Origin of the sequence: Leptospira bouyouniensis (genome assembly GCF_004769525.1) — a bacterium.
GTDB lineage: Bacteria > Spirochaetota > Leptospiria > Leptospirales > Leptospiraceae > Leptospira_A > Leptospira_A bouyouniensis.
In genome coordinates, this window is the sequence record NZ_RQFT01000008.1 from 274,141 (window position 1) to 286,457 (window position 12,317).

Consider the following 12,317-nt stretch of genomic DNA (forward strand, 5'->3'; position numbering starts at 1 on the left):
GTCATATCCGATGGGAGCCAGACAAAAAAGAACAAAATTTGACAAGATTCGCTTTCAAAGAGATCCTTCCAAGAATTGGGACAAAGAAATTAGGGACGAAATCTTGGCTTACACCGAAGTTGGAAAAAGAAAAAAAGTTAGGAGCTTTATGTTTACATTGTTACAGTCCAGATTAGGCCGATTTCGCATTTTGGCATTTTTAGAAGGTGTTTCATTTTTAACGATTTTATTTGTGACAATGCCACTCAAGTATCTCTACCAAAATCCGGAACCTAATAAAATTGTAGGACTTGTCCATGGATTATTGTTTCTATTGTATTTGATAGAACTGTTCCAAGTAAAAGTGGAGTTGGAATGGAAACTGAAAAAAACATTCCTTGCTGCCTTAGCTTCCGTGATCCCTTTTGGAACGTTTTGGGCAGAAAAATATTTATACTTAAAAACAGTTGAAGATGATGTAAAAAACCAGAATTAAGATATGAAAACTAATTTATTCTCTGCAATACTGATCGCCAATCTTTTGTTAGTTAGCTCTGTTTCGAGCCAAAGTAAACCGATTAAAAAACAAACACAAGTAAAAGCAGTAGTTGAAACACCAAAAGAAGTAGAAAAAACAAAACCAGAAACTCCAGATCAATACCAACTTCGTTTGATTATGGAAAATGATGCTTTTGGTGGTTTTTCAGATCAGTATTACACAAACGGTTCTCGTTTAGAATTTCATATGAGTGCAGGGGAATCAAATCCTACGAGAAAAATATTCAGTTATTGGAATGATTTATTTATTACACCAAATGAAAAAACAAGATACTTGCAAGGATTTGCCATTGGACAAGAATTTTATACTCCAACAAACATAACAAAAGCAGATGTTTCTTATGGAGACAGGCCCTATTCAAGCCGAGGGTATTTTACAAATTCTCTTACTACATTCACAGAAGATACAAGTATCACAACCGAACTTGAATTAGGTATGATTGGACCATCTGTTGGTGGAAAATCAGCACAAATCAATTTTCATAACTTTATTGGATCTCCAACACCGCAAGGTTGGGATACACAAATCCCAGATTCATACTCGGCTGCTTTAAAAACAGACATCAGAAAATTTTATCACCGGTTTTTCGGAACACAATACAATGTAAATCTAGGAAATATCCAAACCGATGTATCCTTTGGACTTATCTTTCGATTTGGAAATGTGGACAAAACACCTGGACCAGGGAGTTCTGCTCTCCAACCAGGGTCACCAATCCTTCATGAAGAAGGAAACGGGTATTGGTATTTTTATATCAATCCAGGTGGAACTTTACAAGCATACAATGCGACGATCCAAGGCCAAATGGGTACCGACAAAGCATATAAATCACAAAACAGAAGTTCGTCGTTTAGCAATTGGGACAGTTTTTTAAACAATCCAACTCCAGAAGTGGGCGAAAGAGAATTACAATATAGAATTTTATCCGAAGATAATGGGAAAAATACATTACAACGATACATTCTCTTCAATGAGTTTTTGGTGAATGGAACAAATAACCCATATAACATTGGATTAAATTATCTGTTGTTTAATAATATTTTTAACGGTGCCGAAGAAATTGAACGCACGACAAGACTTTTTTTATTATCCAATTTAGCAGCGCAATGGGACCAAATTCCTGATAATGCAAGGGCATTGGCTGTTTACTCCATATTCAGACCAGAAGGTGGAAAACTTCCTCCTATTGTACGATATTATTCGTACGAAGTTTTGTCTCAATTTATCTTGGACCCAAAACAAAGAGAGACGTTGTTACAATTGTTACGTGAAGAAGTTGAATACCGAGATGAAAAAACCTATATTGCGGATTTAAAACGTGCTGTAGGTTTTGTTAGGGCAGGTTTCGTTTCTGTATCGAATGCAGGTTTTTTATTTGGCATCCATTACAATTACCAAACAATCGATTTCCAATCGGCAAAGGGACTCCCCCAACAACACCAATGGATTGGTTTCCAATTAGGAAAAGTCTTTTAAAGAACAAAAAATAAACCCAATCAGAAGAAAACTTTTGAACCAAATTCAAAAATAAGACTCGCCAAACGAATGCTTGTAACGGAAAACTGTGCGATCATGAAGAATCACAGTTTGGGTGGCCGCCTCTGGTTTGTTTTAATTTTATTTGGACTTGTTGGTCAAATCGCATGGTCTGTTGAAAACATTTACTTTAATTTATTCATTTATAATACAATTTCCAAAAGTACCTCCTCTGTCACATTAATGGTTCAATTGAGTGGAATTGTTGCGACATTTACAACTTTAATTGCGGGGATTTTATCAGACAAACTTGGTAACAGGAAGTATTTCATCTCATTAGGATATTTATTTTGGGGATTACTTACTTTGTCCTTTGCTTTTGTATCAAAAGAAAATACAAGCAATTGGTTCGGAATATCAGATGAATCACAAATCATAACACTAACAATCGCAATTGTTATCACTTTAGATTGTATTATGACTGCTTTCGGTTCAACATCCAACGATGCAGCCTTTAATGCATTTGTAACAGATAACACTGGTAATGCGAGAAGTTTAGCAGAAGGTGTTTTGTCGGCAATGCCACTCATTGCAATGTTAATTGTCGCTGGTGGATTTGGCATGATAGTGACAGCTTTTGGTTACCCTGGCCTTTTTGTTGGAGTGGGAACATTAATGTCTTTGTCGGGGATACTTGGGTTATGGGTCATACAAGATCACCCAAACCTTACAAAACAAAATTCAAATTTTATCGGAGATTTATTATATGGATTCAAATTATCGGTAATTTTAAATCACAAACGATTGTATTTGTACTTTTTAGCAATGGGTATTTATGGAATTGCTAGCCAAATTTATATGCCTTACTTGATCATTTTTATGCAAGAATATCTAAGTTTTAATGCCATACAGTATTCCATTGTACTTGCGTGTGTGATTCTAGGAGCAAGCTTCATCACCATATTTCTTGGCAAACAATTCGATGGAAAAAACAAAGATAAATTGCTAATTCAATATTCATTCCTCTATATTCTGGGAATGATATCGTTATACATTGTCTCAAAATTTCTAAAAGGATACGATACAAACCTTGTGATGATATTTGTTGGTTTCACAAGTTTAATCTTAATCACTGGTTTTGTTTTAGTACTAGCTCTGTTAGGTGCACAAATCCGAGATTTTACTCCGATTGAAAACACGGGCAAACTACAAGGGATCCGTATGATTTTCTTTGTGTTAATACCTATGTTCATTGGACCAATGATTGGTCAAAAAATAAACGAATCGACAAATTTGACCTACATAGATCCAACAAATGGAAGTATTGCACATGTCCCATCACCAGAAATTTTTATCACTGGCGCAGTATTTTGTTTATTAATATTTTATCCACTAACATTGATTAGAAAAGGAAATCTAAATTAAGATGAAAGTTCCCCACATTGAATACCCTAGGCCTCAACTTAAAAGAGACAGTTATTTAAATTTAAACGGGGAATGGTTCTTAGGTCATTCCAAACAAGGAGAACCTATTGAATACCAACACAAAATCATTGTCCCCTTCTCACCTGAAACAAAAGCAAGTGGCTTGGGTAATTTTATTTTAAAACCAGATGAAGTCTTATTTTATAAAAAAGAATTTGAAATAGATTCAGATTTTCTAAATGAAATCACATTTTTACATTTTGGTGCCGTCGATTATTCGTGCATTTGTTATGTAAATGGAAAAGAAGTAGGATACCATCAAGGTGGATTCCTTCCATTTACATTTGATGTTTCAAAGGTAATTCGACCAGGAAAAAATGAAATCAGACTGACTGTCACTGACCCCACCGATACGGGGAACCAATCTAGAGGAAAACAGAAATTAAATCGGGGTGGGATTTGGTACACTCCTCAATCAGGAATATGGCAAACTGTTTGGATGGAAAGTGTTCCAAAAGATTATGTAAAAAATGTCAAAATGACTCCCAATATAGAAACTAAATCAATTGAGATTGAAATTGATACCGAAAGTGATTTCATTTCTATCCAGATATTTGATGGGAAAGAAATCATTGCAGAGGGTTCCAAAAAACATTGTACATTATTAATTTCTAATATGATTCTATGGAGCCCGGAAAATCCAAAACTTTATGAAATATCTATTCAAACAAAAAACGATAAAGTTTTATCTTATTTTGGAATGAGAAAGTTTTCGATCGGGTATGATGGAAAATTCAAACGATTGTATTTAAACAACAGACCATATTTTCACAATGGCCTCTTGGACCAAGGGTATTGGTCAGATGGATTATTAACACCACCTGATGATGAGTCCATGATCAAAGAAATTAGCCTGATGAAAGAAATGGGTTTTAATACATTACGCAAACATATAAAAATTGAACCATTACGTTGGTATTATCATTGTGATCGAATTGGAATGTTAGTTTGGCAAGATTTTGTTTGTGGAGGTGGCCCTTACGAAACTTGGAAAGTAGCTTACTTACCTTTTATCGGATGGAATACAGATGACACTAAATACAGATTTCTAAATCGCACGGACGAAAAAGGAAAAAAAGAATTCATTGAAGAAATGAATCAAACGGTCAAACTCCTATACAATACAGTTTCTTTAGCAGTTTGGGTTTTGTTTAATGAAGGTTGGGGCCAATTTGATAGCATCCAACTCACCAAGAAATTAAAACACTTAGACCCAACAAGGACAATCGATAGTGTAAGTGGTTGGTATGACCAAGGAAAAAACAGTAGTGATCTAAAAAGTTTACACCTATACTATCAAAAGTTAAAAGTTCCCAAAAATGAGCCAAGAGTTATCGTATTATCTGAATTTGGTGGATATTCATTAAAAATGGAAGGCCATGTCTTTGATGAAAAAAAGTTATTTGGATATAAAATCCTACCCGACAAAACAACATTACAATGGGAATATAAAAAATTAATTGAAGAAGAACTATTACCTTTAATCAATAAAGGACTTAGTGCTTCCATCTACACCCAAGTGAGTGATGTCGAAGAAGAAATAAATGGTCTTGTTACTTTTGATAGAAAGGTTGTCAAATTTGACATTCCTTTTCTAAAAGAACTAAACTCGAAACTAAATTTCAATTAATCCACTTTCATGTTTTTAGATAACATTTACCTTATCCTAATTGGAGTATTGATAATAGGATTTTTTCTATATTACATAGTTGATGTAATTGAATTTCCTGTATTAAGGTTTAATGATTCGGAATTTTCATCGAACATCATTTCAGACACCCCAAGACTCACAAATCGTTACAAACCTACATTTTGGTGTTTTAACCAACATCTAATGTTATTCCTATTGATGTTTAGGGAATCAAGATCCAAACTTTTTCCTTATGACAAAATAGAATATTTAGAAATGAAAGACGGAGGTACCACAGGACTTGCTTGGTCAGGATTGGACACAGCGAACCAAAAAGATAAAACTCCGATCGTTGTCGTTTTTCATACGATCAGCGGAGATGAACAAGACATCAAATCAATTGTATCCCATATCCGAAAAACTTATAATTGGATCGTTGTTGTTTGTATCCGAAGAGGGCACGGGAATATCCCTTTAACAAAACCTATCATTAATACGATGGGTTCTACTTCAGATTTAAAAGAACAATTAAATCATATCAGGAAATTGCTCCCAAACAAACCATTATTTGGAGTTGGTATCTCTGCTGGCTCTGGGTTACTTGCTAGATACTTGGGTGAAGCAGGATCAAAAAGTATGTTCAGTGCTGCTGTAGCTGTATCTCCTGCTTATGATATTGAAAAAGCTTTCCATAGAGTGCATCCTGTTTATAGCAAAATTATGGGTCAAAGAATGATTGGTTACTTTCTCAAAAGGCATTATAAAAGTTTTGCAAATGTAAAAGGTACAGAGGAATTATTAAAAGTTAAATCACTTGGCGAATTCCAAGATAAACTTCACACCATTTCGGGATTTAAAGATAAAGAATCATATTACCAAAAATCAAATCCTATCTTGGTCGCAAACCAAATCAAAACACCTTTACTTGTTTTAAATGCAGCAGATGATCCAATTTGTGTGAACCAAAATGTTTTAGAAAACTTACATTGGTTAGAAACCTTAAAAAATACAATTCATGTGCATACCAAAAGGGGAAGTCATATTGCATTTTTTGAAGGTTTCTTTGCAAAATCTTGGTCAGACCGTTTGATTGGGGAATATTTTTTCTCCGTATTTAATTTACTTTCAAAATACAAAATTTCTCAAACTGGGAATCACTAAACTTTCTTAATCACGTTCTAAAACAAAAAAGAATGGTTGTTTCATCCCTTTAAAATCCATACACCCAAACAACGTATTTTGATTCACTTTCTTAAAGACATCATGAATTGGTAGATTATCGTAGATCATCGCAGATGTGATTTGACCTCTAAATTCAATTTGTCGTACTCGTGCTTTTGATTTTGAAGTTTGAAACAAAAACTTAAAAAGTAAAAATGGATATCTGAGCGGCCAAAGATTTTTTGATGAAATTAGAGTGGCAAGTCGAACAGGCATCAATGAAGGATTTACTTTAAACAAAGACTTCCCAAACGATTTAAAAACAAGTGGATGAACATTTTCTGCATCTACGAACTCTTTTCCATACCAATTAAAAGTTTCTAGCGCACCATCCATTGTGTGACCAGTATGAAATCCAGAGCCCCGCCAACGTCCAAACATCTCTTGTGTACTGACAACTTCTAATGCATCAAAAAGTGCAAACGACTCTTCAATGGAATTGTTCCTTTTAGATCGCATCTCTTGGAATTTGATTTCTAATGATTGAGTTTTCATAAATAAATTACTTATACCTGTTTTGACAATGCGCTATTTTTAGGAAATATATATCTAATTTGGAAATTAATTTTTGAAAAATGAATTGAGAACAAAATGAATTCGTTTTCGTTCATCATAAATACATTGTTAAAAAAAATTGCTTTTTTTTGAATCAAATTTGGTTTTTAATTAGTCGAATGTGATTCTTAAGTAAAATTCATTTCAATAGTTGAACACTTCAAAAAGTATGTTAAACTTTCTGTATGAACGTTCCAGATTCTGATTTCAAAACTTTGTTACAATCTTACAAAACCATCACTGTATATGGGTTAAGCAGTGATCCAATAAAACCAAGTCATTATGTTCCAGTTTTCATTAGAGAAAAAGGATGGCAAGTGCTCGGAACATATCCAAAAGAACATAATGTAGGTGAGTTTCAAATATTCAAAAGTTTAAAGGATGTTCCCAAAGAAGATCGAAAGTTCATAGATGTCTTTCGTAGTTCAGACAAAATCCCTGAAGTTGTAGACGAGATTTTAGAGTTAGGTGGCACAGAAGTATTATGGTTACAACTTGGAATTTCACACCCTGAAGCTGAAAAAAAAGCGGAAAACGCAGGGATCAAAGTTATTTCCAACCGCTGCCTCATCATCGAGTACAACCGAAACTTTTAGCAAATCATCCTGCGAATTGAGGAAATCTACCCTCTTTTCGCTAGATCTACCTCAAAACGCTTCATAGTCGCCTACAGGAGTCAAAAATAGTTGGTTTTCTTGTCTCTGAACCACTCGAATTTTGCAGCGAATTTATCTTGATTCTGAGTCTTCATCTCATTTTATCTTGCAAAAAACAACCTCGGTAACAAATATGGCCGTATGCATTTCGATCTTGAGATTCATTCTCATATTTTTGCATCTGATAAACCGACTCCAACCCAAAGATTTCGGGAAGTCCGAAATCAAAAATTAAAGTTTTTACTAACCGTTTTCTTCTGTTTGGTGGCATTATATTCAGATGGTGTCTTGGGACAAACTACTTCACCCAATCCAAAGCCAAATGGTACCGGCGAAGAAAAAAATGATGTAGGGACTTCGAAACAAGAAAATGGAATTCGAGTTACAGGCAAAAAAGACCAAAGAGATAGAGAAATCCTTCGAACTCCCAATAGTATCAGTCGATTAAATGAACAAGAGATTCAAGATGCAGGAATCAATAGAACCAATGACATAGATAAACAAGTACCGAATTTTTCCATTATAGATTCAGGCTCTAGAAACTTCACATATTTTAACATTCGTGGAATGCGAAGTATTGCTTTCAGCGAACCTGCTGTTGGATTAATTTTGGATGGGATCCCACTGAATGACAACGTAGCACTGAACACGGAATTATACGGTTTAGAAAATATTGAAGTTTATAGAGGGAGCCAAGCAACTTTATTTGGAAAAAATTTCCAAGGTGGCGTTGTTGAAATTAAAACAAAAAAACCTACGAATTTAGCAGAAGGAAAAATAACATTAGATTTTGGAAATTATAAGAAACAAGAAACATCGGTATATTATAATGCTCCAATTATATATGATAAACTATTTTTTGGAATCGCAGGAAAAACTACAGAACGAGAAGGATACCTATCAAATATAACCGGTTTTTATTATCCTAATAATCGCCCTTATGAACTTCCTGTCGAAATTTATAAGACACATCCCGATGGACGGAAAGGAAAAGCGGGAAGATTCAGATTGTACTTCACTCCCAACGAAATATTTGAGGCGGATTTACAAGTCAGTGCTGAAAGTTTTGATGATGGTGCTCTGAATCTTGTCAACTATTTAGGAGCAAAATCAGAAAGAGAGAAAGCTCTTTTGCAAGGTTGTGTTGCAGCTCCCTCAAATTGCTCCAAACTATATGGAACATACATCAATCGTGTGAATGGTGATAGAAAGGTATATTGGGATTACGAAGGAAAAAGTAACGTAACTGGAAATACATACTCACTTGCTACCACTACTAAATTACCTTTTACCAATTTAAAAACAGCATCTGCAATTCGAAAGATGGACATTGATCCAATCACAGCCGATTCTGATTTTTCAAAGGTCGATCAAAATCGTTCTATTTATGTAGAAAAGTCTACAACCTTTCTAAACGATATCTACTTTGAATCGAAGGATAAACATGATCCCCTTCAGTTTAAACTCGGAATTTATGCCTCAAACAAAATAACAAACATTGACCAAGCAAGAGAACATAGAGCTCAACTTTATGTGATAAACGACTTTCCGGGATTAAGTGCACCGACCCAAGAGAAAAATTTATCAAGATTACAAGATCGAAATATAAGTTTATATACGCATAATAGTTATACCTTCTTTGAAAAATTCACTATCACTTTGGGTGCACGTTTAGAACGACAAGAAAGTCGTTTGTCCCATACGGAAAAAGCTGTTGGTGTTTCACCATTTAATCCAATCGGTGAAACTCTCATCTTATCCGATCCATATACAATCAACAACCGTTATAATTATAATGTATCTAGAATGATTTTTGATTATAAACCAATCGAAAATCTTATGTTTTTTATTGGTGTCAGTAGGGGTTACAAAAATGCAGGTTACAGCACAGTTGTCAATGTACCATCCAGAGCAAGTTTTAAACCAGAAATCAATGATACAATTGAAGCTGGTATAAAGTCAGAATTTTTTAAAGGGAAATTTGGACTTAAGTATACTCAATTTTATACTGAAACACAAGATTTTCATGTCATCCGAGCCATCAACCTTTCCCAGTATGTAAATCTAAATGCAGAAATGGTTACCATCAGAGGTTATGAACTCGAATCTTTTGTAAAACCTCAAAAAGACACCAAACTTGGGTTATCTGCGGGATATACAGAAGGTATATTTAATAAATTTCAAGACACAGTATTAAATCGAAATTTCAACGGAAAATGGGTCCATTTTATTCCAAAATATGACGTTGTCAGTTACCTCCAATACAGAAATGATTTTGGAATTTTTTTCAGAGGCGAATTCCAGGCAGTTGGGCAAATGTATTTTGCAGCAGATAACACTGTTTATAGTGATCCTTACTATGTATTAAATGCAAGAGTAGGATATGAAACAGATAAAGTTTCAGCTTATCTTTATATGAATAATATCAACGATCGGTATTATTTTAGCTCTTATATTGATGGCACTTTCCAAGCAGTACCCGGTGCACCCAAAACATACGGATTTATGTTGACTTATAAAATATAATTTCTGGAGAACAATATGAAAACAAAATTAAAAACTATACTAACAATCCTAATAGTTGGAATGAGTTTATTCCGATGTGACCTTTTTGATCCAAAATCAAAAATTACAAACAACGAGTTGGTGGAAATCGTCACATTACAACAGTTAAATGCAAATAGTATGAGTGAAGGACAAAAATTAGGTCTCACAATTGCTTATAGCCACCGTTTTAGTGTTAAAAATGGGCCACATTTATTTTGTAGAGAATACTCAACTGCATATTTGGAAAAAAAAGCAGAATGGGAGTTGAATCTAGAACAAACCTATACAACCATCGGAAACGCAATTGGTCTGGATATTGTAGTAGAACGAATTAATGGTCCCTGTGCGATTAATAATAAAATCAGTGCATGCCATTATGATGGTGTAGATGGTATCAATGATTTAATTCCTTATGCCTATTCTACTGAAGGTGAACACAACTATTTAATACCAGCTTACATATATTACGGAATCACTAATTTAAAAAATGCAAAAGAAGCTTGTGAAGGTTATAAAGGAACTTATGTTTGTTACGATCCGAACAAATGTTGGCAGTAAACAAAAGGCCAATTAATTATGCACGAAAACCCAATGATTAAAATTGGGTTTTTTGTTTTAGAACCTTTCTTTTATTTTTCCGTTTTTGATAAAAGATCATTATCCCACTCACAGATAAAATTGCAGGAGTTAAACCACAAAGTATCCAGATTATTTTACTAAAATGATTTCCAAATGTTCCGAAGTGAAGAGGTCGGAAAGAATCTAAAAATTGAGTTTGAAATGATTCTTTGGACATATCAACAAGTTTCAATATTTGGTTTTTATTTGTATCATATAAAACATAAGAACCGTATCGACTTTCAAAACGATTCGAATTGTATCGATTTCCATAAAAACCAATTGGTTCATCTTTAGTATGATGTGGAAATGAAATATAACCCAAGTTAAATCCTTCGATTTTTGTCTTACTTTGTTCGATCAAAGAGTCAATCGACTTATTGGTTGACCAAAGTCCATGAACGACTGTCTCTTTGGGATATGTCCGAATGATTGTATCGCGAATACTCCACCAACCACCAGTGATTGCCAAGATTAAATGGAACCAAACAGCATTAATCCCAACAAATTTATGTAAGTCGGAAAAAAGGATTTGGAGACTCTCTCGTAAACGAAGACGAAACAAATTAGTCCAAAATCGTTTATATAATTTTAATCCAGTCAATACGAGCAACAAATACACCAGCGCAAAACACCCTGTGATGAAGTATCCAACGCCACCCATGAATAAACTATAATGTAAAACTAAGAGGAATCCGTAAAAACTATCACTGCGATCTTCTTTCAATGATCCAATAATCGTTCCATTGAAAGGGTCAAGTAAGTACACGACTTCCTTACTTGGAATGTTTGTGTCATGAAACCATATTTGGTCTGGTTGGTCTAAAAGGTCTGATACCAACCAACCGGCGATACTCCCTTTAGGCAATTGGTGATTAAGTTTTTGATACAGACCATCAAAAGTCATTCTATTCTCTTGCAATGGAATTTGTATGGGCGTTAACAAGGATTGGATTTCTTTTCCGTAAACTAGTAAGGATCCTGTGATCCCTATCACGAATAAAAAACCAGATCCCAAAATTCCGAGAACCAAATGGATTTGGTACCAACGTTTTGCTTTCAATTTTTTTCCTACTCTCCAATTTTTCCATATTATTGAGAATAGGTCTCATTTTCAAGTATCTTCTCCCATCCGATCCTTACCATTCTGAATTTTTTAGAACACCAATAAAATACACTTTCTGATCTGCTAGGAACAGGGCAGCCTACACATAACTATGTGGAAACAAAAGGATTTTGCCTTCAATCGGAATGAAATCGCAGGTGCCTTCGGTGATATTGGAACGGATTTTCCAATTCTCATTGCAATGGTTTTAGCAGCGGGTCTTCATGCTCCGAGTGTTTTCATTGTCTTTGGTTGTATGCAAATACTAACAGGCATTATCTACAAGAGGCCAATGCCGATCCAACCTCTTAAAGCTATGGCAACCATTGTGATTACTGGAAAAATTGCAGGTCCAATTGTGTTAGGTGGAGGACTCAGTATTGGAATCCTAATGTTGTTTTTTTCTACAACAGGAATACTTGAAAAAATTGCAAAACTTGTTCCCAAATCGGTTGTACGAGGGTTACAACTTGGATAAGGGATTAG

The 12,317-nt window shown here is 34.5% G+C and carries 11 protein-coding genes; 9 read left to right on the plus strand and 2 right to left on the minus strand.

Features of this window, described 5'->3' with window-relative positions:
• Nucleotides 1–148 precede the first annotated feature (148 nt).
• The 5 genes from EHQ43_RS09650 to EHQ43_RS09670 all read left to right on the plus strand — a co-directional run bounded on the left by EHQ43_RS09650 (nucleotide 149) and on the right by EHQ43_RS09670 (nucleotide 6,290).
• Nucleotides 149–475 (plus strand): DUF3817 domain-containing protein, encoded by a 327-nt coding sequence (locus EHQ43_RS09650; protein ID WP_135771036.1) that lies wholly within the window; start codon nucleotides 149–151, stop codon nucleotides 473–475.
• A 3-nt stretch (nucleotides 476–478) separates the two neighbouring features.
• A complete protein-coding gene (locus EHQ43_RS09655) occupies nucleotides 479–2,014 on the plus strand; it encodes a lipid A deacylase LpxR family protein (RefSeq protein WP_135771038.1) in 1,536 nt (511 codons plus the stop codon).
• 96 nt (nucleotides 2,015–2,110) lie between these two features.
• The gene (locus EHQ43_RS09660) at nucleotides 2,111–3,439 is read left to right on the plus strand and encodes an MFS transporter (RefSeq protein WP_135771040.1); all 1,329 of its coding nucleotides are present in this window, start codon (nucleotides 2,111–2,113) and stop codon (nucleotides 3,437–3,439) included.
• Nucleotide 3,440: 1 nt separating this feature from the next.
• On the plus strand, nucleotides 3,441–5,129 hold the full coding sequence (locus EHQ43_RS09665; RefSeq protein WP_135740546.1) for a glycoside hydrolase family 2 protein: 1,689 nt from the start codon (nucleotides 3,441–3,443) through the stop codon (nucleotides 5,127–5,129).
• A 9-nt stretch (nucleotides 5,130–5,138) separates the two neighbouring features.
• Nucleotides 5,139–6,290, plus strand: a complete 1,152-nt coding sequence (locus EHQ43_RS09670) for a YheT family hydrolase (protein WP_135771042.1) — start codon at nucleotides 5,139–5,141, stop codon at nucleotides 6,288–6,290.
• A 6-nt stretch (nucleotides 6,291–6,296) separates the two neighbouring features.
• Here EHQ43_RS09670 and EHQ43_RS09675 read toward each other — a convergent pair whose 3' ends face one another.
• Entirely contained in the window at nucleotides 6,297–6,845 is a 549-nt protein-coding gene (locus EHQ43_RS09675; protein ID WP_135771044.1) for a DUF4334 domain-containing protein, read from the minus strand.
• A gap of 245 nt (nucleotides 6,846–7,090) precedes the next feature.
• On the opposite strand from EHQ43_RS09675, the gene EHQ43_RS09680 reads away from it, so the two are divergent.
• The 3 genes from EHQ43_RS09680 to EHQ43_RS09690 all read left to right on the plus strand — a co-directional run bounded on the left by EHQ43_RS09680 (nucleotide 7,091) and on the right by EHQ43_RS09690 (nucleotide 10,666).
• On the plus strand, nucleotides 7,091–7,501 hold the full coding sequence (locus tag EHQ43_RS09680; protein WP_135771046.1) for a CoA-binding protein: 411 nt from the start codon (nucleotides 7,091–7,093) through the stop codon (nucleotides 7,499–7,501).
• Nucleotides 7,502–7,702: 201 nt separating this feature from the next.
• On the plus strand, nucleotides 7,703–10,087 hold the full coding sequence (locus EHQ43_RS09685) for a TonB-dependent receptor (RefSeq protein WP_135771048.1): 2,385 nt from the start codon (nucleotides 7,703–7,705) through the stop codon (nucleotides 10,085–10,087).
• A gap of 15 nt (nucleotides 10,088–10,102) precedes the next feature.
• Nucleotides 10,103–10,666, plus strand: coding sequence for an LIC_11695 family lipoprotein (locus EHQ43_RS09690; RefSeq protein WP_135740541.1), 564 nt, complete (start codon nucleotides 10,103–10,105; stop codon nucleotides 10,664–10,666).
• A 37-nt stretch (nucleotides 10,667–10,703) separates the two neighbouring features.
• On the opposite strand, the gene EHQ43_RS09695 is transcribed toward EHQ43_RS09690, so the two are convergent.
• Nucleotides 10,704–11,789, minus strand: coding sequence for a PepSY-associated TM helix domain-containing protein (locus EHQ43_RS09695; RefSeq protein ID WP_135771050.1), 1,086 nt, complete (start codon nucleotides 11,787–11,789; stop codon nucleotides 10,704–10,706).
• A 154-nt stretch (nucleotides 11,790–11,943) separates the two neighbouring features.
• Between EHQ43_RS09695 and EHQ43_RS19720 the strand changes: the two genes are divergently transcribed.
• Nucleotides 11,944–12,309, plus strand: coding sequence for a putative sulfate/molybdate transporter (locus EHQ43_RS19720; RefSeq protein ID WP_244242736.1), 366 nt, complete (start codon nucleotides 11,944–11,946; stop codon nucleotides 12,307–12,309).
• Nucleotides 12,310–12,317 lie beyond the last annotated feature (8 nt).

Bases quoted from the DNA above. Each gene is read 5' to 3' on its own strand.
- EHQ43_RS09660 (WP_135771040.1), top strand. From the start codon at position 2,111: ATGAAGAATCACAGTTTGGGTGGCCGCCTCTGGTTTGTTTTAATTTTA.
- EHQ43_RS09685 (WP_135771048.1), top strand. From the start codon at position 7,703: ATGCATTTCGATCTTGAGATTCATTCTCATATTTTTGCATCTGATAAA.
- EHQ43_RS19720 (WP_244242736.1), top strand. From the start codon at position 11,944: ATGTGGAAACAAAAGGATTTTGCCTTCAATCGGAATGAAATCGCAGGT.
- EHQ43_RS09690 (WP_135740541.1), top strand. From the start codon at position 10,103: ATGAAAACAAAATTAAAAACTATACTAACAATCCTAATAGTTGGAATG.
- EHQ43_RS09665 (WP_135740546.1), top strand. From the start codon at position 3,441: ATGAAAGTTCCCCACATTGAATACCCTAGGCCTCAACTTAAAAGAGAC.
- EHQ43_RS09655 (WP_135771038.1), top strand. From the start codon at position 479: ATGAAAACTAATTTATTCTCTGCAATACTGATCGCCAATCTTTTGTTA.
- EHQ43_RS09670 (WP_135771042.1), top strand. From the start codon at position 5,139: ATGTTTTTAGATAACATTTACCTTATCCTAATTGGAGTATTGATAATA.
- EHQ43_RS09675 (WP_135771044.1), bottom strand. From the start codon at position 6,845: ATGAAAACTCAATCATTAGAAATCAAATTCCAAGAGATGCGATCTAAA.
- EHQ43_RS09650 (WP_135771036.1), top strand. From the start codon at position 149: ATGTTTACATTGTTACAGTCCAGATTAGGCCGATTTCGCATTTTGGCA.
- EHQ43_RS09680 (WP_135771046.1), top strand. From the start codon at position 7,091: ATGAACGTTCCAGATTCTGATTTCAAAACTTTGTTACAATCTTACAAA.